The organism is Paenibacillus glacialis (assembly GCF_001637205.1).
In the GTDB taxonomy this organism is placed as follows: domain Bacteria; phylum Bacillota; class Bacilli; order Paenibacillales; family Paenibacillaceae; genus Paenibacillus_AQ; species Paenibacillus_AQ glacialis.
The window spans coordinates 35,960-56,269 of sequence record NZ_LVJH01000029.1; the positions used below are offsets into that span (position 1 = coordinate 35,960).

Annotated in this window: 23 protein-coding genes; all 23 read left to right on the forward strand. The window is 39.4% G+C overall.

Annotated elements, in window-relative coordinates; translation table 11 throughout:
- Nucleotides 1–46 precede the first annotated feature (46 nt).
- From flgG to PGLA_RS16260, 23 genes are read left to right on the forward strand one after another with little or no spacing between them, the layout of a single operon-like run.
- Nucleotides 47–865 (forward strand): flagellar basal body rod protein FlgG, encoded by an 819-nt coding sequence (gene flgG, locus PGLA_RS16150; protein ID WP_068534557.1) that lies wholly within the window; start codon nucleotides 47–49, stop codon nucleotides 863–865.
- A 58-nt stretch (nucleotides 866–923) separates the two neighbouring features.
- Complete coding sequence (locus PGLA_RS16155; RefSeq protein ID WP_068534560.1) at nucleotides 924–1,148, forward strand: flagellar FlbD family protein; 225 nt, start codon at nucleotides 924–926, stop codon at nucleotides 1,146–1,148.
- Nucleotides 1,145–1,606: a flagellar basal body-associated FliL family protein gene (locus tag PGLA_RS16160; protein ID WP_068534562.1), complete on the forward strand. Its 462-nt coding sequence runs from the start codon at nucleotides 1,145–1,147 to the stop codon at nucleotides 1,604–1,606. Before PGLA_RS16155 ends, PGLA_RS16160 begins: the two co-directional genes overlap by 4 nt.
- Nucleotides 1,607–1,648: 42 nt before the next feature.
- Nucleotides 1,649–2,647, forward strand: coding sequence for a flagellar motor switch protein FliM (gene fliM / locus PGLA_RS16165; RefSeq protein WP_068534565.1), 999 nt, complete (start codon nucleotides 1,649–1,651; stop codon nucleotides 2,645–2,647).
- Nucleotides 2,637–3,857: a flagellar motor switch phosphatase FliY gene (gene fliY / locus PGLA_RS16170; RefSeq protein WP_068534567.1), complete on the forward strand. Its 1,221-nt coding sequence runs from the start codon at nucleotides 2,637–2,639 to the stop codon at nucleotides 3,855–3,857. Before fliM ends, fliY begins: the two co-directional genes overlap by 11 nt.
- Before the next feature lie 26 nt (nucleotides 3,858–3,883).
- Nucleotides 3,884–4,249 (forward strand): response regulator, encoded by a 366-nt coding sequence (locus tag PGLA_RS16175; protein WP_044877583.1) that lies wholly within the window; start codon nucleotides 3,884–3,886, stop codon nucleotides 4,247–4,249.
- Nucleotides 4,250–4,257: 8 nt separating this feature from the next.
- On the forward strand, nucleotides 4,258–4,785 hold the full coding sequence (locus PGLA_RS16180; RefSeq protein WP_068534570.1) for a flagellar biosynthetic protein FliO: 528 nt from the start codon (nucleotides 4,258–4,260) through the stop codon (nucleotides 4,783–4,785).
- Nucleotides 4,782–5,537, forward strand: coding sequence for a flagellar type III secretion system pore protein FliP (fliP, locus tag PGLA_RS16185; protein ID WP_068534572.1), 756 nt, complete (start codon nucleotides 4,782–4,784; stop codon nucleotides 5,535–5,537). The genes PGLA_RS16180 and fliP overlap by 4 nt, the downstream gene beginning before the upstream one ends.
- A 38-nt stretch (nucleotides 5,538–5,575) precedes the next feature.
- Nucleotides 5,576–5,845 (forward strand): flagellar biosynthesis protein FliQ, encoded by a 270-nt coding sequence (fliQ, locus tag PGLA_RS16190; RefSeq protein ID WP_068534574.1) that lies wholly within the window; start codon nucleotides 5,576–5,578, stop codon nucleotides 5,843–5,845.
- Nucleotides 5,846–5,856: 11 nt separating this feature from the next.
- Nucleotides 5,857–6,645 carry a flagellar biosynthetic protein FliR gene (gene fliR / locus PGLA_RS16195; RefSeq protein WP_068534576.1) on the forward strand — a complete coding sequence of 263 codons (789 nt, stop codon included), beginning with the start codon at nucleotides 5,857–5,859 and terminating at the stop codon, nucleotides 6,643–6,645.
- A 20-nt stretch (nucleotides 6,646–6,665) separates the two neighbouring features.
- Nucleotides 6,666–7,748 carry a flagellar biosynthesis protein FlhB gene (gene flhB, locus PGLA_RS16200; protein WP_245700004.1) on the forward strand — a complete coding sequence of 361 codons (1,083 nt, stop codon included), beginning with the start codon at nucleotides 6,666–6,668 and terminating at the stop codon, nucleotides 7,746–7,748.
- Between the two features lie 26 nt (nucleotides 7,749–7,774).
- Nucleotides 7,775–9,808: a flagellar biosynthesis protein FlhA gene (flhA, locus tag PGLA_RS16205; protein ID WP_068534582.1), complete on the forward strand. Its 2,034-nt coding sequence runs from the start codon at nucleotides 7,775–7,777 to the stop codon at nucleotides 9,806–9,808.
- Nucleotides 9,805–11,202, forward strand: coding sequence for a flagellar biosynthesis GTPase FlhF (flhF, locus tag PGLA_RS16210; protein ID WP_068534585.1), 1,398 nt, complete (start codon nucleotides 9,805–9,807; stop codon nucleotides 11,200–11,202). Before flhA ends, flhF begins: the two co-directional genes overlap by 4 nt.
- Nucleotides 11,195–12,094 carry a MinD/ParA family protein gene (locus tag PGLA_RS16215; protein WP_068534587.1) on the forward strand — a complete coding sequence of 300 codons (900 nt, stop codon included), beginning with the start codon at nucleotides 11,195–11,197 and terminating at the stop codon, nucleotides 12,092–12,094. Before flhF ends, PGLA_RS16215 begins: the two co-directional genes overlap by 8 nt.
- Before the next feature lie 37 nt (nucleotides 12,095–12,131).
- Nucleotides 12,132–13,481: a protein-glutamate methylesterase/protein-glutamine glutaminase gene (locus tag PGLA_RS16220; protein WP_068534589.1), complete on the forward strand. Its 1,350-nt coding sequence runs from the start codon at nucleotides 12,132–12,134 to the stop codon at nucleotides 13,479–13,481.
- A gap of 33 nt (nucleotides 13,482–13,514) precedes the next feature.
- Nucleotides 13,515–15,590, forward strand: a complete 2,076-nt coding sequence (locus PGLA_RS16225) for a chemotaxis protein CheA (protein WP_068534591.1) — start codon at nucleotides 13,515–13,517, stop codon at nucleotides 15,588–15,590.
- A 57-nt stretch (nucleotides 15,591–15,647) separates the two neighbouring features.
- On the forward strand, nucleotides 15,648–16,109 hold the full coding sequence (locus PGLA_RS16230; protein WP_068534594.1) for a chemotaxis protein CheW: 462 nt from the start codon (nucleotides 15,648–15,650) through the stop codon (nucleotides 16,107–16,109).
- Nucleotides 16,110–16,111: 2 nt separating this feature from the next.
- Nucleotides 16,112–16,738 (forward strand): chemotaxis protein CheC, encoded by a 627-nt coding sequence (locus tag PGLA_RS16235; RefSeq protein ID WP_068534597.1) that lies wholly within the window; start codon nucleotides 16,112–16,114, stop codon nucleotides 16,736–16,738.
- A complete protein-coding gene (locus tag PGLA_RS16240) occupies nucleotides 16,731–17,225 on the forward strand; it encodes a chemotaxis protein CheD (protein WP_068534599.1) in 495 nt (164 codons plus the stop codon). Before PGLA_RS16235 ends, PGLA_RS16240 begins: the two co-directional genes overlap by 8 nt.
- A 5-nt stretch (nucleotides 17,226–17,230) precedes the next feature.
- Nucleotides 17,231–17,644 carry a hypothetical protein gene (locus PGLA_RS16245; RefSeq protein ID WP_068534601.1) on the forward strand — a complete coding sequence of 138 codons (414 nt, stop codon included), beginning with the start codon at nucleotides 17,231–17,233 and terminating at the stop codon, nucleotides 17,642–17,644.
- A gap of 15 nt (nucleotides 17,645–17,659) precedes the next feature.
- Nucleotides 17,660–18,448, forward strand: coding sequence for a FliA/WhiG family RNA polymerase sigma factor (locus tag PGLA_RS16250; protein WP_068534604.1), 789 nt, complete (start codon nucleotides 17,660–17,662; stop codon nucleotides 18,446–18,448).
- A 54-nt stretch (nucleotides 18,449–18,502) separates the two neighbouring features.
- Complete coding sequence (locus PGLA_RS16255; RefSeq protein ID WP_068534610.1) at nucleotides 18,503–19,912, forward strand: flagellar assembly protein A; 1,410 nt, start codon at nucleotides 18,503–18,505, stop codon at nucleotides 19,910–19,912.
- Nucleotides 19,913–19,963: 51 nt separating this feature from the next.
- Entirely contained in the window at nucleotides 19,964–20,275 is a 312-nt protein-coding gene (locus PGLA_RS16260) for a hypothetical protein (RefSeq protein WP_342671692.1), read from the forward strand.
- The last annotated feature ends 35 nt before the right edge of the window (nucleotides 20,276–20,310 follow it).

A 20,310-nucleotide genomic window follows, 5' to 3' on the forward strand; every position in this document is an offset into this window, starting at 1 on the left:
TGATCGATTGATACAGTTCATGTACTTAATAAGGAGGAATAATAGCATGTTAAGATCTATGTATTCAGGGGTTTCGGGTATGAAAGGCTTTCAAACAAAGTTAGATGTTATTGGTAACAATATTGCCAATGTGAATACGATTGGATTTAAGTCTGGTCGAGTGATGTTCAAAGATGTTATGAGCCAAACCGTTTCTGGTGTCACACCTCCTACGGATGATACTCAGGGTGGTGTGAATGCTAAGCAGATTGGTTTAGGTGTATCGATTGGATCTATTGACACATTGCATTTGGCTGGTAGTGCCATGACAACGAACAATCCAACCGATTTACGGATTGACGGAGATGGTTTCTTTTTAGTAGCAATGGAGGCGGGCCAGGAGCCTCCTTTTCTGACACGTGCGGGTGACTTTCATCTGGACGCAGCTCGTAATCTAGTAACTTCAGATGGACTTTTTGTATTAGATTCAGGGGGCGGAAATATAACAATTGATGAAGAAGTAACATCCTTCTCCATTGCACAAGACGGTTCTATTGTTAAGAAATTATCTGATGGACAAACAGACAGTGAAACGAAGCTTGGCGTAGCCAAGGTTGTTAATCCTGAAGGCCTTGAGAAGATTGGTGGCAACTTATACCGTGTGACGTTAAATGCGATTGGTGATGCTGGACTTGTACCAGGTACTGCAAATGACGCTGAGTCAGGTACTGGAGCTATCGTTGCCGGACAATTAGAAATGTCTAACGTAGATCTCACAGGTGAGTTTACTGAGATGATTGTTGCCCAACGCGGATTCCAAGCCAATTCTCGAATTATTACAACATCTGATGAAATCCTCCAAGAAGTGGTTAATCTGAAACGTTAATGATTTAGCGGGAGGGGAGGGATAATCTCCTCTCCCAAATTTTCATAGGAGGCTAATAATGATCTCTGTAACAAGAATAAATGGTTCGCAAATGTGGTTAAACGCTCTTCTAATTGAAATGGTAGAAGAAACGCCTGATACCTACATTACTTTAGTCACAGGAAAAAGATTAATTGTACTTGAGAAGGCTGCCGAGGTAATCTCCCTTGTGAAACAATATAGTCAAGAGATTGGCCTGAATAATGCAACTATTAAAGTACAACAAACGGAGGAAACCCCATGAAAAAGATGTTACCTTGGATGATTACAATTCTATTAGCTATCACTTTGATCTTTATAACCGTCGCTGTGTTGTTTCCAACTCTGTTTCCTAAGGATGATACCGCGGCTGCTGTGAATTCTGTTGAAATGAGACATCTGACAGCGGATCAAATGGTAGAAGTAACTTCAGAAATCACAGGAATTAAGACAAACCTCGCGGATCCCGATTATATCGTATTGATGAATTTTGCGTTTCAATTGGATACCAAGAAGTCTAAGGAAGAGTTCGACAAGATCAAAGATATCAAAATCAAACCGATTATCCTCAAAACACTTGCAGATACGAAACCTGAGGATTTAAAAGGGGCGAATGGTAAAGATCAATTAAGCGCAAAATTGATCAATTTGATAAATAAAACCTTAACCGAGGGGAAATTAACTCAAATCGAGATCACTGATTTCTTGTTAGCAACAACGTAATAATTGAAACATTGGAGATAATCCTGTAAGGGGGTGAGATGATTGGTAGATGTATTATCACAAAACGAGATTGACGCCCTGCTCGCTGCACTATCTTCTGGAGAAATGGACGCTGAAGAGCTCAAAAAGGAAGAAACACAGAAGAAAATCCGTTCTTATGATTTTAAAAGAGCCGTACGGTTCTCTAAAGATCATATACGCAGCTTAACACGGATCCATGAAAATTTTGCGAGATATCTCACAACGTATTTTTCAGCACAGCTAAGAACTTTTGTGCAAATTAGCGTCGTTCAGGTTGAACAGCTTCCATATGATGAATTTATTCGTTCAATACCTAAGATGACGATTCTTAATATTTTTGAAGCCGAGCCGCTAAAAGGAAGAATGGTCATGGAAGTTCATCCGAATGTAGCTTACGCAATGTTAGATCGATTGCTCGGTGGTATGGGGAATGCGCCTTCCAAAATTACTTCGCTCACTGAGATAGAAACGACGATTATGGAGCGAATTTTTGGTAGAGCATTTGAAAGCCTACAAGAAGCGTGGAAGACGGTTTTGGATATAACTCCACGTATGGAAGCTATGGAGACTAACCCGCAATTCATGCAAATTGTTTCACCAAATGAAACGATAGCATTGATCTCATTAAGCACCAAAATCGGAGATACAACTGGGATGATAAATCTGTGTATCCCTCACGTTGTTCTTGAGCCTATTATGTCCAGACTGTCGGCACACCAATGGTTTGTATCACAGAAGAAAATAAGTGAACCTGTTGAAGTCGAATCTTTAAAGCAACATGTTAGACATGCGAAGTTAAAGGTTGTAGCAGAATTGGGTAATTCAAAATTGTCTATATCTGAATTTTTGGGATTGTCTGTGGGGGATGTCATCAGTTTAAATAAGCCGGTCAACTCAGGACTATCTATAAAAGTAGGAGATAAGCTGAAGTTTATTGGTAGTCCTGGAACTTTGAAGGATCGCATTGCAGTACAAATTGATGAAATTGTCAGTGAAGGAGTTGAAGAACGTGACGAGTAAAGATTATTTGTCCCAAGAGGAAATTGATGCTCTTCTTAGACAATCTGATTCAGATACTTCCGCGGAAATCATAGAAACAGTTGATGACTATCTGATCCCGCTTGAACAGGATGCCTTGGGCGAAATTGGTAATATTACATTTGGTAGTGCAGCCACAGCGCTTTCGACATTGCTAGGGAAAAAGGTGGAGATTACAACACCAAGAGTTTCTATCATTACCCGATCGCAATTCGAAGATGAGTTTCCTAAACCTCATGTTGCAGTCCATGTGACGTATGTTGAAGGATTTGAAGGCATTAATTCACTTGTAATCAAGAATAGAGATGCACAAGTTATCGCAGATTTGATGCTTGGTGGTGAGGGGAATCCTTCTACTGAAGAGTTGAATGAGATACATATCAGTGCCGTTCAAGAAGCAATGAACCAAATGATGGGGTCTTCTGCAACTTCCATGTCAACACTGTTTAATCGTTTTGTAAACATTTCACCTCCAGGGATCAATATCTTAGATATTGAGAGCGGTGAAGGAATGTCAAGTATTCCTGAGGAGACGTTGATCAAAATTTCATTCCGATTAACTATCGGAGATCTAATTGACTCGACCATCATGCAACTTCTCACGGTAAACTTCGCAAAAGAAATGGTGAGGATATTAATCAGTGGAACAGAAGAGTCAGCACCATTAGAGGTGCCGGCAGCAGTGGAGCCTGTACAGACTCCTGTGAGTTATTCTGCTCCTACGCCAGCTCCACCTATCCCTAGCAATCATGCGCCGTTACAGGTGCCGCCTAATGGATATGGGCAGCAACCTATTATGCCTGGGTATGACCCGAATCAGCAAATGCAATATGCGGCGCCACCACAGCATTATGGGGCACCAAATCGTAACCTAAATGTACAGCCAGTGCAGTTCGCTAATCTACAGTCAGCTCCATTTAATCAGATTGATCAAAACAATTTGGAATTATTGATGGACATTCCCCTTAAGATCACCGTAGAATTAGGAAGGACCCATAAGCAAATAAAGGATATTCTTGAATTGTCTCAAGGTTCTATCGTTGAACTAGACAAGCTCGCTGGTGAACCAGTTGATATTTTAGTAAACAACAAACTAATTGCCAAAGGTGAAGTTGTTGTTATCGATGAAAACTTTGGTGTGCGTGTGATAGATATCATTAGCCAGTGGGACCGTATACAGAAATTACAATAAGCATAATTAGAGGAGGGTTTTTACCAATGGCAAATCGAATTCTTATCGTGGATGATGCAGCTTTTATGAGAATGATGATCCGTGATATTTTAACGAAAAATGGTTTTGAAGTAGTTGGAGAAGCACAGGATGGTGCTCAGGCAATTGAGAAATTCAAAGAAGTTCGTCCAGACTTGATTACAATGGATATTACGATGCCAGAAATGGATGGTATTGCAGCACTTAAAGAGATTAAAAAAATTGATCCAAGTGCTAAGGTTATCATGTGTTCTGCAATGGGTCAGCAAGCAATGGTTATTGATGCCATTCAAGCAGGTGCAAAAGACTTTATCGTTAAGCCGTTTCAATCTGATCGTGTTGTTGAAGCGATCAATAAAACACTTGGCGTATAGGACTGTTTATGAGTGAAACGGATCAAGGACTTGATACTGTGAATTACGGGTTGAATATTGTTTATGTGATAGTTGTATTGGCTGTTATCATTGGACTTATAATTTTGTTGATTCGTTTCTTGGGCACTAAAAACAAATCTTGGTTCAGTAATCCAACCATCCGAATACTTGGTGGTGTTGGACTCGGCCCAAACAAAACATTACAAGTGATTGAAGTAGGAAATAGTGTGTACTTGATCGGCGTAGGTGAAAATATTAACCTTGTTGATAAAATTTCCGATCCAGATGAAGTTATCTCTATATTGGCGGCACTTCAGGAAGAGGCAGCGATGAAAGGTAATGTGCTGCCTCCATTCTTAAGTAAAATAGTTAGTAAATTGCGAAGAGAGCAGCCTTCGCAGGAGATTGAACTAGACGATGGGACTTCATTTCATGAAGTGTTTGACTCCAAGATTCGTCGGATGTCTAGCCGAAAAGACAAAATGGAAGAACTGCTCCGAGAAGATAATAATAATGATCGGTTGATGGATCCATGAAAAAAAAGCTCATATTAGTATGTTTATTATTAGGAATTGTCAGCTTATTCTCCATCACGGCAGCTTTTGCTGACCCTATTCCTAATATTGATATTCAGATCGGTGATTCAGGTGCTGGGAAACCAGCTACAAGCTCCTTATCAATAATTCTCCTCATCACGGTGATCAGCATTGCTCCGGCTATATTGGTGTTAATGACGAGTTTTACTCGTATAGTGATTGTACTTGGTTTTGTAAGAACTTCGCTTGGAACACAGCAGATGCCACCGAATCAGGTATTAGTTGGACTTGCGTTGTTCCTAACATTATTTGTAATGTCACCAACATTATCATCAATGAATGATGTTGCCCTACAACCGTATTTAAAAGGAGACATTACACAAACAGAAGCATTAACCAAAGCTTCAGAACCCATTAAAAAGTTCATGTTTTCACATACGCGGGAGAAAGACCTGTTATTGTTCATGAACTATACCAAAATGGAGAAGCCTGCTACATATAATGATATTCCGCTTACGGTGTTGGTACCTTCTTTTGCAATTAGTGAGCTTAAGACAGCATTTCAAATGGGATTCATGATTTTTATTCCATTCCTAGTTATTGATATTGTTGTTGCAAGTGTATTAATGGCAATGGGGATGATGATGTTACCACCTGTTATGATATCACTCCCGTTTAAGATTCTACTATTTGTACTCGTAGATGGGTGGTATTTAATTGTTAAATCGTTACTACTTAGTTTTAACACATAGTGCACTGTAGGACGTATATGTGGTGAGGGAGATCAGTCATGAACTCAGATTTTATTATTGGACTGGCAGGACAAGCGATTTATACCGCACTTAAAGTAAGTGCACCAATGTTACTTTTGGGGCTAGTGGTTGGTTTGATTATTAGTATATTTCAAGCAACCACTCAGATCCAGGAGCAAACACTTGCCTTTGTTCCAAAAATAATCGCAGTATTGTTAGCGTTATTGTTGTTTGGTCCTTGGATTTTAACGACACTCGTAGACTTTACCTTCAATATATTAGACAATTTGTATAAATATATCGGTTAGGTTGAATGTCAATGGAATTATTAATGCAAGGTTTCCCGATCTTTTTGCTTATTTTTTGTCGAATTACATCTTTTTTTGTCGTCGCACCAGTCTTTTCATCAAAAGGGGTGCCTAATCAATTTAAGATTGGGTTATCATTCTTTATCAGTTTACTCATTTATCTAACCTATGGTATTCATCAGTCTATTCCACAAGATATGACTTATGTTCTGCTCATCGTAAGTGAAATCATGGTGGGATTACTTCTTGGGTTTGTTGGCTACATGTTGATTACAGCCATTCAGACAGCGGGATCATTCATAGATATACAGATTGGTTTCGGTATTGCCAATGTATTAGATCCTATGACAGGCGCTTCTGTACCCATGCTAGGTAACTTCAAATACATGATTGCAATGCTGCTTTTTCTTAGTATGAATGGTCATCTGTATTTATTAGACGCCATTTTTGATAGTTATGAATGGATTCCATTAAGCAATGATTTCTATATGAAATTGTATGGTGGTAGTATTACGGAGTTTTTAATTAGAACCTTTAGTCAATCCTTTGTGTTAGCTTTTCAAATGTCAGCTCCGCTGGTAGTCGCGATGTTTTTAACGGATGTTGGACTTGGCTTCTTAGCGAGAACTGCACCTCAATTTAACATCTTCGTTATAGGGGTTCCACTGAAAATCTTCTTAGGATTGGGAATGTTGTTATTGCTCGTCCCGAGCTTTTCTTATGTATTCGGCAACCTTTTTGAAATTTTGTTCGAATCTATGCATAACCTGCTAGGGGTCATTGGGAAACAGCCGAATTGAGCAGGATGGAGGATTTGATCGTGTCCTTTAGGTATCCTTTGGATTTACAGTTATTTTCTCAAGAGAAAACAGAGAGGGCAACTCCTAAAAAGCGCCAGGATACACGAAAAAAGGGACAAGTTGCAAAAAGTATGGAGATTTCAAGCTCCGTCACGCTTCTTTCTGCTTTTCTCTGTCTCCTTATATTTAGTAGTTATTTTAAGGAACGACTTATTAATTTGTATAGCGATATATTTATGAACCGGTTGTTGACAGAGATTACGATAAACAATGTCATGATGATGTTTAAAGAATATGGAGTTCAAGTATTGCTAATGATGGCCCCCTTGTTTTTAACGGTGGTCGTCATGGCACTTGTAGTCAATTTTATGCAGGTGGGTTTCTTGCTGACAGGCCTAAAAATGGAATTCAGCAAACTTGATCCGATCAAAGGGTTTAAGAATATATTCTCAATGAGATCATTGGTAGAATTTGCTAAATCGATAATCAAGTTAACGATTATCGGTTATCTCGTTTATAGTACGTTATGGGGTAAAAGGGTAGAAATTGCGTCATTGTCTGAAATAAACTTAGATAATATCATGAAGTTTGTTTCTGGTTTAACGATGAATTTAGGACTTAAAATTGCAATTGCCTTATTTGTTCTAGCTGTTTTGGATTATATTTACCAGCGTTATGAATATGAAAAGGGCATAAGGATGTCGAAGCAAGACATCAAAGATGAATACAAAAAAATGGAAGGCGATCCGTTAATTAAAGGGAAGATCAGGGAACGTCAACGAAGGATGGCTATGCAACGAATGATGCAAGAAATCCCGAAAGCAGACGTTATTATCACCAACCCGACTCACTTTGCGATCGCTTTGAAATATGATGGTTCTACCATGGAAGCTCCAACGATTATTGCTAAAGGTCAAGATTATATGGCACTACGAATTAAAGCAATCGCCAAGGAACATGGCATCATTACAATGGAAAATAAGCCTCTAGCCCGCGCACTCTTTCAAAGAGCAGAAATCGGTGATTCGATTCCTGCGGATTTGTTTCAGGCGGTAGCTGAAGTACTGGCCTATGTATATAAACTAAAAGGTAAAAAATCATAAATGTGGGATTGGAGGCAAAGAGACCCGTGAAAATTAAAGAAATCACCGTCCTGACAGGAATCATAGGTATTGTTATGATGATGATTCTTCCAATCCCGGCGTGGCTTTTAGATATTTTGCTCGTGATTAACATTTCAATTGCACTCATGATTTTATTGGTATCTATGAATACCAAGGAAGCACTAGAGTTTTCCATTTTCCCATCACTTCTTCTTATTACGACGTTATTTCGACTGGCATTGAATATATCAACAACGAAGTTGATTCTCAGGGATGGGGAAGCAGGTACAGTTGTAGCGACATTTGGTAGCTGGATCGCAGGTGGTCAAATTGCCATTGGGTTTATCGTATTCTTAATCCTTGTCGTTGTGCAATTTATCGTGATTACAAAAGGATCTGAACGTGTTGCTGAAGTAGGAGCAAGGTTTACGTTAGATGCTATGCCCGGTAAACAAATGAGTATTGATGCAGATTTAAATGCTGGATTAATCAATGAGAAACAAGCTAGAGATAGACGTAGTAAAGTGGAACGTGAGGCGGATTTCTATGGTGCTATGGATGGTGCCAGTAAATTCGTTAAAGGTGATGCTATTGCTAGTATTATTATCTTGATCATTAACTTGGTTGGTGGATTTATTATTGGAATGACCATTCATGGAATGTCATTCGGTGATGCGATTTCGACATACTCGATTCTGACTATTGGGGATGGATTAGTTAGTCAGATTCCAGCGTTATTGATTTCTACAGCTGCTGGTCTGATCGTGACACGTGCTTCATCCGAAGGGAATCTTGCAGATGACTTAACGGGGCAATTATTCGCGTATCCGAAGTTGATATACATTGTAGGTGGGACCATAGCATTGCTTGGTTTCTTTACACCGATTCATGTTATTACGACGCTACCTATAGCTGTGTTATTAATATTCGCTGCAAGAAAGATGCAACAGAATTTGGATAAGAGACAATTAGCTGATGAACAATTGGAAGAAGAACAGCAAATTGAAGAGGTTAGAAGTCCGGAAAGTGTTATTAATCTACTACAAGTAGACCCTATTGAATTCGAATTTGGGTATGGACTTATTCCACTAGCAGACACTCAACAAGGTGGAGATTTATTAGATCGGATTATCATGATCCGTCGACAATGTGCACTGGAATTAGGACTTGTGGTCCCTGTTATCCGAATTCGCGACAATATTCAACTAAAACCGAATGAATATGTCATAAAAATTAAAGGAAATACCGTTGGCGGTGGTGAATTATTACTTAATCACTATTTGGCGATGAGCCCAGGTTATGATGACGAATCCATATCAGGTATCGAGACTTTAGAGCCTGCATTTGGTCTTCCAGCACTGTGGATTGATGAAAGTACTAAGGAGCGTGCTGAATTATCTGGATACACTGTAGTGGATCCTCCTTCTGTGGTAGCAACACATTTGACAGAATTGATTAAGAAACATGCTCACGAGTTAATTGGTCGACAAGAGACAAAGACACTTATCGACAATTTGCGAGAAAACTATCCTGTTCTTGTCGATGAGTTAATTCCCTCAGTATTATCTGTGGGGGATGTTCAAAAAGTGTTGTCTAAATTACTCCGCGAGAAAATTTCTGTACGTGATTTGGTAACGATTTTTGAGACATTAGCAGACTGTGGAACCTATTCGAAAGATCCGGATGTTCTAACAGAATATGTGCGTCAATCTTTATCCAGACAAATTACTCAGCAATATTCACAAGAAGGAGAGACACTGAAGGTTATAACTTTAGGTCCTACGTTAGAGAAGAAAATATCGGAAAGTGTTCAGCAGTCTGACCAAGGGAGTTATCTTGCTCTGGATCCGATGTCTACACAGACGATATATCAGAAATTAAATGAACAAATTAACCGATTGTTGCAATCGGGACAACAACCAATTTTCTTAACATCACCAACAATTCGTATGTATTTGCGACAAGTCATTGAACGTACTATGCAAGATATCCCGGTTCTTTCTTATAGTGAATTAGAGCCAAATGTAGAAATTCAGAGCGTTGGAGTGGTGAATTTATGAGAGTGAGGCGGTACATAGTCGAACATATGCCGGATGCGATGCAGCGAATCCGCAGTGAACTAGGTAGAGATGCTGTCATTCTTAGTACTAAAGAAATAAAAATAGGCGGCTTCCTTGGAATGTTTAAGAAGAAGAGGATTGAGGTTGTCGCTGCTGTGGAAAAAGAAGCTAAAGTTAATTCAGTTAGTGAGAACAAACCATCTGGACATTACAATGATGAATTGAGAGATGTGAATTCAATTAAAAGTACGCCTAAAGCAGGTCCTTCGACAATGAGCGTACCGTATAAGGCTGTTCCGGAAGCTTATAAAAGAACAAACGCTGTTCTTAAAGCAGGTATGAATGATGTCGCCGACGATCTTGAAACTTCATTTCTAAGTGCTGCAGCGACGTCAGAAGTGCAAAAACCTGATCAAGATAGTCCTTTATCATCATCCTTATTTAAGGGGGATATTACAGAGCGACATCATTCAGATACCTCAAATAAGATGATAGATCAGACAGTTTCAAACGAGCCGATTTTACAGGAAATAAAAGAAATGAAATTGTGGATGGCCAAAATGGCCAAGCACTCTATGATGAAACAGGAATTACCTGATTCACTTCAAAGATTACAGGAACAACTAATCCAGCAGGAAGTGGATATACACTTAAGAGCAGAGTGGATTGAAGCCGCTTTTGAGAAATGGGAGGATAGTGGGCATTCATTAACGGATGATCAACTCCAACAATTTATTTACGATAAAGCTTATTCTTTCCTTTCAAATCGATTCGGTGGTGGTATTGAAGCTAATACAAGAATTGTTTATGTTGCAGGTCCTACAGGTGTTGGAAAGACAACAACCATAGCCAAACTTGCTGCAGAGCAGTTGTTTCGATATCAGCGAAAGGTAGGTTTTATTACATCTGATACCTATCGTATATCTGCCGTGGAACAACTCAGGACGTATGCGTCTATCTTAAATGTACCATTAGAGGTAGTCCAATCGCCTGGTGATATGCAACGAGCCCTGCAACGTCTTGACTACTGTGATCTTATACTCATGGATACGGCTGGTAGGAATTATCGCAACGAATTATTAGTATCGGAGCTTCAAAGCCTGCTTTCACATGCTGGAGATAGTGAAACCTACTTGGTGTTAAGCTTGACTTCTAAGTCCCAAGACATGATGAAAATCACGGAACATTTCAGTAAGTATGGTCTTGATAAGGTGATTTTTACGAAGCTAGATGAGACTGGAAGTTATGGAACTATATTTAATTTACTTAATAACTTTCCACTTCATCTTTCTTATATGACGAATGGACAGAATGTCCCAGATGACGTGATTATGCCGAATCAAAAGATGTTATGTGATCTCCTTTTAGGAGAGAGGGAAGATAGTCATGAATGATCAAGCTCAATCCTTGAGGAAACTTGTATCGAACAGTGAGAGAGCTCGTTCATTGGATCCTCAGGGGAATCAGGATTCGGGCTTAGCGAAATTCATTACTGTTACTAGCGGTAAAGGAGGTGTAGGGAAATCTAATTTTACCTTGAATTTCGCTCTTTCCTTACAGTCATTGGGGCATAGAGTATTGATCTTTGATGCTGATATTGGTATGGCGAATATCGATGTGCTCATGGGAACGACTTCGAGGTATAATCTGCATCATTTACTTCAACGCGAGAAAAGTATTCAAGAGATTGTCGCTATAGGTCCTAATGGGTTGTCTTACATCTCAGGGGGGTCAGGTATTACTGATCTCATATCACTGTCAGAACATGATCTCCAATACTTCACATCACAGATTGAACTCTTAGCGAGTCAAGTGGACTATATTATTTTTGATACTGGAGCAGGGTTATCCAAAGAGAATATACAGTTCATTACCTCCGCTGATGAATGTCTTGTGGTAACTACACCTGAACCTACAGCGATTACAGATGCGTATGCGTTGATCAAAATCATTCATGGTATCGATCAAGATGTAGCTTTTCAACTGATTGTTAATCGAGTGGATGATGTACAAGAGGCAATGTTTACAGCCAATAAAATCAAGCTTGTAGCTCGAAAATTTCTTGATAAAGATATCACGATGCTTGGATATATAAGTGATGATTACCATGTGGTTCAAGCCGTGAAAAAACAAGTGCCTTTCTCCATGGCTTTTCCTAATAGTGTGGCTTCAAAAGATGTTCAACGTCTTGCAAAGTATTATGTAAAAGTTCCTTCCGCTTCAGAACGAGAAACTTTAACAGGAATCAAAGGATTTATGCATAAATGGTTAAGTCGAACAAAATGATTCTTCTGTAAAAAGACACAGGGAGGTATGAACCATAATGCATTATAAGGTCGTTGTTGTGGATGACTCTCCTTTTATGCGAAAGATCATTTCTGATCTCATTGAAAGAGATTCTTCATTCCAAGTCGTTGGAACTGCAGTTAATGGATATGAAGCACTCATGAAAGTAGCGGAACTAAAGCCCGACATTGTCACCATGGATGTGGAGATGCCGGAAATGAACGGATTGGAAGCATTAAAAGCTATTATGATGGATAATCCCATACCGGTGATCATGTTATCTGGAATTAATGAGGAAGGGATGAAAGAAACAATCCTAGCTCTGGAGTCCGGGGCATTTGACTTCATCCGAAAACCTTCTGCAAGCGTCTCTAATGATATTAATCAAGTTGGGGAACTTCTCCTTGAGAAAATGAAGGTCGCCATGCAAGCTAAAAAAAGAAGAGCTGCTTGGCAAACTAAAGAACTTGTAAGATCTGAAGGAATGAAGAAGCAAGTAAGTAGTATCGGAATAGAAAAACCGACTGCAAACGGTATTCTCTCGAAACCAAGTCATGATCCAAATAAGTCACTCTCAGAAGTTATAAATACTGAGAATGCGTACACGAAACGTACAGCTATCTCTCAGAAGGCAGAAAAAAAACCAAACAATAACGATTCTAGTAGGCCGTTAGTATCAAATCGTAAACCGTCTGTGGAGAAGGAAATCAAGGCGAGCAAACTAGCGAAATCGACTAAAGAGTCTACGCCACTTGTATTTTCTAATTCTTCAAGCAAGATTTCAAGCGAATTAGAGGGTAAATCCAGTTCATTCCAACATCTTGTTGCGGTTGGTTGTTCAACCGGTGGACCTAGAGCTTTGAAGGAACTCTTGGAGCGTATTCCAGGGGAATTACCAGCTCCAGTAGTCATTGTGCAGCATATGCCACCTAAATTTACTAAATCATTAGCACAAAGACTTAATTCATTCAGTTCTCTAGAAGTAGTAGAAGGGGAGCATGGTATGGTCTTGCATAGAGGGTATGCTTATATTGCACCTGGTGGATTCCACATGAAGATCGTACGGGCGTCAGCTGGCCATTATGAGATTTCTTTAACAGAGGAAGGTCCGCGTAATGGGCATCGGCCTTCCGTTGATACCATGTTTGATTCATTGCTCCCATTTAATACGCTAACTCGTCATGTAGTTCTACTGACAGGTATGGGAAGTGATGGAGCCAAAGCAATGAAAACGTTGTATGATTCAGGTGTAACCGACACCTATGCGGAAAGTGAAGAAACATGCGTTGTGTATGGTATGCCTCGTTCTGCGGTGGAATTGAAATGTGTGAGGCATGTTTTACCTCTATTAGATATTCCTAGTATGCTAGTTCGAATGATTAAATAATGGAAAGTGATCTCATAAGGGAGGTGTACCTCAATGGACATGAATCAATATTTATCTATGTTTATTGACGAGTCGAATGATCATCTGCAATCGCTAAACGAAAAAATGCTTGAACTGGAGACCAATCCTGATGATTTAAGTATTGTACAAGTTATATTTAGATCAGCACATACCCTTAAAGGTATGGCTGCGACAATGGGGTATGAAGATCTTGCTTCACTAACGCATCAAATGGAGAATGTTCTAGATTTGGTACGTAATCAAAAGCTAGCAATGCAAGATTTTATATTTGATACATTATTTAAAAGTTTGGATGCCCTTGAATCTATGGTTGAAGATATTACAAACGGTGGTACCGGAAAAGCGGATGTGTCAGCCATTGTGACTTCCTTACAGGCGATCGTCCTTGGTGAGACCCCATCTACCCAAGGTGGGAATAAGAGTACAACAGTAGATCAACGGAAAGACAATATGAATCATTTGATTCAGTTAGATGAGTTTCAATATTCGATCTTAGATCAGTCTATTACTGAAGGGCATCGAGCGCTTTATCTGGAAGTCTTTATTCGTGAGGATTGTCATTTGAAAGCTGTACGTGCCTATATGGTGTTTGATTTATTGGAAAGATCCGGCGAGGTCATTAAGACTCATCCGTCCGTAGAAGATATTGAGCAGGAGAAGTTTGAACGGAGCTTTTCATTATATTACATAACACAAAAAAGTGCGGATGAGATGCAGCGGATGATATTGAACTTATCCGAAATCGATAAGGTTAGTGTCGTGGAATTAGATCATGAATCTTTGAAATTGATGGGTGAGATAAATAATTCTACCCGAGAAGTTGCTACAACAGCAGAAATGGTAAAACCAACTGAGTCTAACATCGTAGCTCCTCAATTATCAACGGAACCTACGAAGCAAGCTTCAAAGGAAGTAGCCAAAACAACTAGTAGTGCATCAACGCGTACTATTCGTGTCGATATTGAACGACTAGATGTCTTAATGAATCTGTTTAGCGAGTTGTTGATTGATCGTGTTCGGTTGGAACAGTTAGCAAGTGAGGTTCGTAATAGTGAGCTAACAGAAACCGTAGAGCATATGAGTCGTGTAAGTTCTGATCTTCAAAATATTGTACTGAAGCTTAGAATGGTTCCAGTAGATACCGTATTTAACCGTTTTCCGCGGATGATACGTGACTTAGCCAAATCTTTAGACAAGAAGATTGATTTGGTTATTACTGGTTCTGAAACAGAGCTAGATCGAACCGTTATTGATGAAATCGGCGATCCCCTTGTACATTTACTTCGGAATGCTGTTGACCACGGGATTGAATCAGTTGCAGACCGATTGGCCGCTGGTAAATCAGAAACAGGAACAGTAAACTTACGTGCTTTTCATAGTGGAAATCATGTGTTTATTGAAATTGAAGAAGATGGCCGTGGCATATACCGTGAGAATGTCCTTAAGTCAGCGATTAAAAAAGGTGTTGTAACTGAAGCGCAAGGATCGGCTATGACAGATGAAGAAGTACATCAGCTTCTTTTTGCCCCTGGGTTCAGTACTGCCGAGGTTATCTCAGATGTGTCTGGGCGTGGCGTTGGATTGGATGTCGTGAAAGCGAAGATTACAGCTCTTGGCGGTCATGTTACCATTATTTCAAAACCAGGACAAGGAACTAATTTCTCAGTTCAATTACCTTTAACGTTGTCTATTATTTCTGCAATGTTAGTTCAATTGGGATCAGAGAAATATGCTATTCCACTTACATCGATCGTAGAGACAGGTGTAATTAATCACAATCAAATTCGCACAGTTCACGGTAATAAAATGGTAGAGTTTCGTGGCGTACAAATTCCGTTAATCTCTCTTAGTCGTATATTTAGCGTTCCTGATTTCGACGAGAGTCAAGAAGAAGAGTCGGAGATCATCGTGATTCGAAAAGGTGATAAAATGGCTGCTCTAGCTATTGAAGATTTCATAGGACAAAGTGAAATCGTACTGAAGAGTCTAGGGAAATACCTGCCTCAGATTAGTGGGGTGTCTGGTGCGACTATACTCGGAGATGGACAGGTTGCTTTGATACTAGATCCGAACGCATTTATCAAATAGTCAGATGAGTTGTACTAGATTAATTAGGTAGCGGAAAATCATTAGGAGGTTATTGAAATGGGAGAAGATATTAAGGTCATCGTGTTTAAATTAGGAGACGAAGAGTACGGTATCGAAGTGGATAAAGTTCAGACTATTGAGCGGATGGTTCCCATCACACGTGTTCCCAAAACGTTCACTTTTGTAAAAGGTGTTATTAATTTACGTGGTGTTGTAATACCTATTATTGATTTGCGTGGGCGCTTTAGCTTACCTCTGATAGAGAACACAGAAAGTACACGTATTATTATTGTGGCTGTAAATGATATGGAAGTAGGATTTATTGTAGATTCGGCTAACGATGTTATTGACCTGAATACGGACAAAATTGAGAATCCGCCAGAGGTTGTTGGGGGGATTAAAGCTAAATATCTTCAAGGGGTTGCCAAGATCAACGAAGAACGCCTTCTCATTATGCTCAATCTATCTGAAGTACTGAATAAGAATGAGATTATTCAATTGGAAAGTATTGAGGAATAAATATGCGAGTCTTTAAGCAATTCAAAGAATTGAAGATGGACGTTCTTAAGGAAGTTGGAAATATTGGTGCGGGAAATGCTGCAACGGCACTTTCTCATCTTCTAAACAAGCCTATTGATATGGCAGTGCCCAAAGTACAAATTCTTCGGTTTGAAGAGGTTTCTGACAAGGTTGGGGGATCAGAACAAGTCGTCGTTGCTATATTTTTACGGGTTGAAGGTGACGCACCTGGCAATTTGTTTTTTATTTTAAGTCCTAAATCCGCTAAGAGTCTGCTGAAACGGCTAGCAGGAATCAAAGTTGCCAATGATGATTCATTTAATGATATGGAAATGTCTGCTCTTAATGAGATCGGAAATATACTATCGGGCTCATACCTGTCAGCTCTTGCTGATTTGACGAAATTATCTATGTCGCCAACAGTGCCGTCTTTAGCTATTGATATGGCAGGAGCTATATTAAGTTATGGTCTTCTGCAGTACGGTGAAATGGGAGACGATGCACTCCTTATTGACACTACATTTTTAGAAGGAAATCATGAAGTTGAAGGTCAATTCTTCCTTATACCTGATCCGGAATCGTTTGCTATAATATTCGAATCTTTAGGAGTGCCAACCGAGAATGATTGAGCAAAATGTTGTAAAAGTAGCTATGGCTGACCTGAATGTCATTAAACAATATGGACTGATTCGAACTTCTGGATTAGGTTCTTGCATAGGGCTTACAATGTATGATCCAATTCTTCATTTGGCTGGGATGGCACATGTCATGTTACCCTCTTCTGAAATTGCGCGAGAAGGCGAACTTAATATTGCTAAATACGCAGATACGGCATTACCTGCATTATTAGAGAGACTACAGAAAATGGGTTCTTCTAAGAGCAATCTTGTAGCGAAAATGGCGGGTGGTTCACAGATGTTTGCCTTTGGGGGACAGAACGACACCATGAGAATTGGACCTAGAAATACGGAATCATGTAGAGCGAAATTGCAAGAGCTAGGTATTCCACTTATTGGGGAAGATACAGGCGGCAACTATGGACGTACCATTGAACTTGACTGCAGTACCGGCATATTATTCATCCGTAGTGTACAAATGGGCGTAAAGGAATTGTAGCGAATATGAGAAATATGCGATTTAATTTGTTGATTGCTGGGTTTGGATTTATACTCACGTTCATAACTTCGTCCTTAAATAATCTTTACATGACGAGTTTAATAAGATCTTCGATCGCTTTTGTTATATGGTTTCTGCTTGCGGTTGTTTTTAGATGGGTATTAGGTGTTATGACAACACATGCAGATAATGATCTTCAGGGGCAGATTGAAGCCGAACAGACAAGTGATCAACGTGGAACACGATTTGACTTAACGTTACCTGATGACAGCGAAGAATTGAATGATCTGTTAACACCAAAGCCTGAATCATCTATTGAAGGCGACACCGGATTTACACCGCTGAATCTACCGAAATTAGTTTCCGCGCAAGATCCTGAGCAATTGGCTAAGGCCGTTCGTCACCTGACAGAAAAATAAGGAGGGTGAAAGGACTTGATCGAGCAGAAAGTTTCTACCCTGAATCATATGGACTTATGGATGTCATGGAAGGAACATGACGACATAGAAGCTAAGAAGAAGCTTATTGAGAACTACTTGCATATCGTAGATTATGTGTCTAGTCGATTGGCAATAGGTCTCCCAAAGAATGTTTCTATAGACGATTTGGCCAGTAATGGGGTTATGGGTCTTATCGATGCTATTGATAAATTCGATTATAAACGCGGCTTTCAATTTGAAACCTACGGTTCATGGCGCGTTCGTGGGGCTATCCTTGATTCATTACGTCAGGGTGATTGGGTGCCACGTTCTGTTCGTGAAAAAGCGAAAAAAATTGAAGATGCATTTCAGCATTTGGAGCAAAGATATTTACGATCCGTAAATGATTCGGAAATGAGTCAGTACTTAGAAGTGTCTGAAAAGGAATACCATAATATGCTTCAGGAAGTGGCGGTTATGACGTTGTGTTCATTAGAAGATCCGATTCGCGAGGAAGAATCAGAAACTCGATTGAGCATGATGATTGATGATAAGGCTAAGAATCCAGATTATAAGATTAATGAATTTTATATGAAGGAATCTTTGATTAAAGGTATTGAGAAACTCACGGATAAAGAACGAACCGTTGTATCACTTCTATATTATGAAGATCTTTCTCTGAGTGAAATAGCAGAAGTGATGTCTCTATCACCCTCTCGTATTTCACAGCTACATTCTAAAGCTATTCTCAGGTTAAGAGGGACGTTACAGAAAAATAAAGGATTATTGATGGAAAGCGATTAATAGAGTGTTGATAACGAGCGGATGTTTGAAGAGATTTATTAAGGGGGAATAAGTTTGACGGATCACTATTTGCTCGAAACATATTTAATAGTGAGTATTTCTGATGACAAAACTGAAGCGTACCTCCAGTTCTTAAAACAAGATGATGAGTTTAGTTGCACTCAGGAAGATCTCGAACGTTTCATTCATACGCAACAAGTTAAATATGGACTAGATCGTTCTACACTCCAACAAATTTCAGAGAATCCTAAAAAATTCTATTCAGCTAAGACTCCCATTGCTTTCGGGTTTTCTCCTGTTCAAGGAATAGATGGGCGAATTGAAATGGTAATGAAATTAGCTGAGGGAAAAGGCCATAGTCCGTTGGAATCAGACCATGGGAAGGTCGATCACAAGGAAATAAATAATCTCAACAATGTACGAAAAGGCCAGATCATTGCTAAACGAATAGAGCCTATACCTGGTAAATTAGGGATGTCGGTTATGAATGAAGCGATTCCATTTAAAACAGGTAAAGAAGCTAATTTTAAAGTGGGAAAAAATGTTGTTGTTAATGAAGACAAAACAGCCATGTATGCTGCTCTTGATGGAATGATAACGATTTCTGACAAAAGTAAAATTAACGTATTTCCAATTTATGAAGTGAATGGTGACGTGGATTACAGTGTTGGAAATATTGATTTTGTGGGTAACGTTATCATCCGTGGCAATGTTCTCACTGGTTTTAGAATTAAAGCAGCTGGAGATATTCGTGTGATTGGTGGAGTTGAGGGTGCTGAGATTGATGCAAATGGATCTGTTGAAATTACAAGTGGCATTATTGGATACAACAAAGGACATGTCAAAGCAGGAGTAAATGTGAAAACATCTTTCATACAAGATGGGAATGTGATCGCTGGTGAAGATGTGATTGTATCTCAGAGTATTATGCACTCTAATATAAGAGCAGCTAAAAATGTGATATGTAAAGATGTAAAGGGTCTAATCGTAGGTGGAAGTATTCAGGCTGGTGAAAAAGTAATCGCTCGGACAGTAGGTAATACCATGTCCACGATCACTACGATTGAAGTAGGTGTCGTACCTGAACTAAGGAATGAACTAACTGAGCTTCGGAATCAAATGAGGTTTCAAGCCGATAACATAGTGAAATCGGAGCAGGCTCTAAATTTATTAAACCAACTAGCTTCGGTAGGACAATTGTCTTCTGACAAGTTGAGTATGCGTGCTAAATTGAATGCAACTCTCAAATCCCATGTTAAAGAGCAGTCTGAGAATAAAGAACGGATATTGGATATAGAGAAGATGCTTGAAGATACAAATAAATCTAAGGTTGAAATCATCAATACGATTTATGGAGGATCAAAGATTGTCATTGGTAGATATACTCGATTTGTTAAAGATACTGCAGAACGAGTTTCCTTTTATTATTCCGAAGGCGATATAATGATGGTTCCTTACATATAAAGGAATGGTTAGGGAATTAAATTTCTCCAGAGTGAGGTGGATATCGTGAGTATGAAATCGGTAGAATTACAAATCGCTGTGCCGAGAACCCAAGAAGCAGGGAAAATACAAAACGAGTTTCATCAGAGATCCGCTCAAGAACAAAGTTTATTAATGAATCAACAAATCAAAGAAAGTCTTGAGATGCGACAACGTAGCTCCGGTGTTGCTGAAACAGCAAAGTCCTTGATTCGGGAAGAGGGAAAGCAACAACATTCCTCTGAAAGTGACGGGCAATCAGCTTCCAATCAACAAGAGCATTCCTCAGAGCATCACCCGGCTGAGCACCCCTACAAGGGTCATCATATCGATCTGTCTCTTTAAACATATTGCTAAGACAGACCAAAGGAGATTAGAGG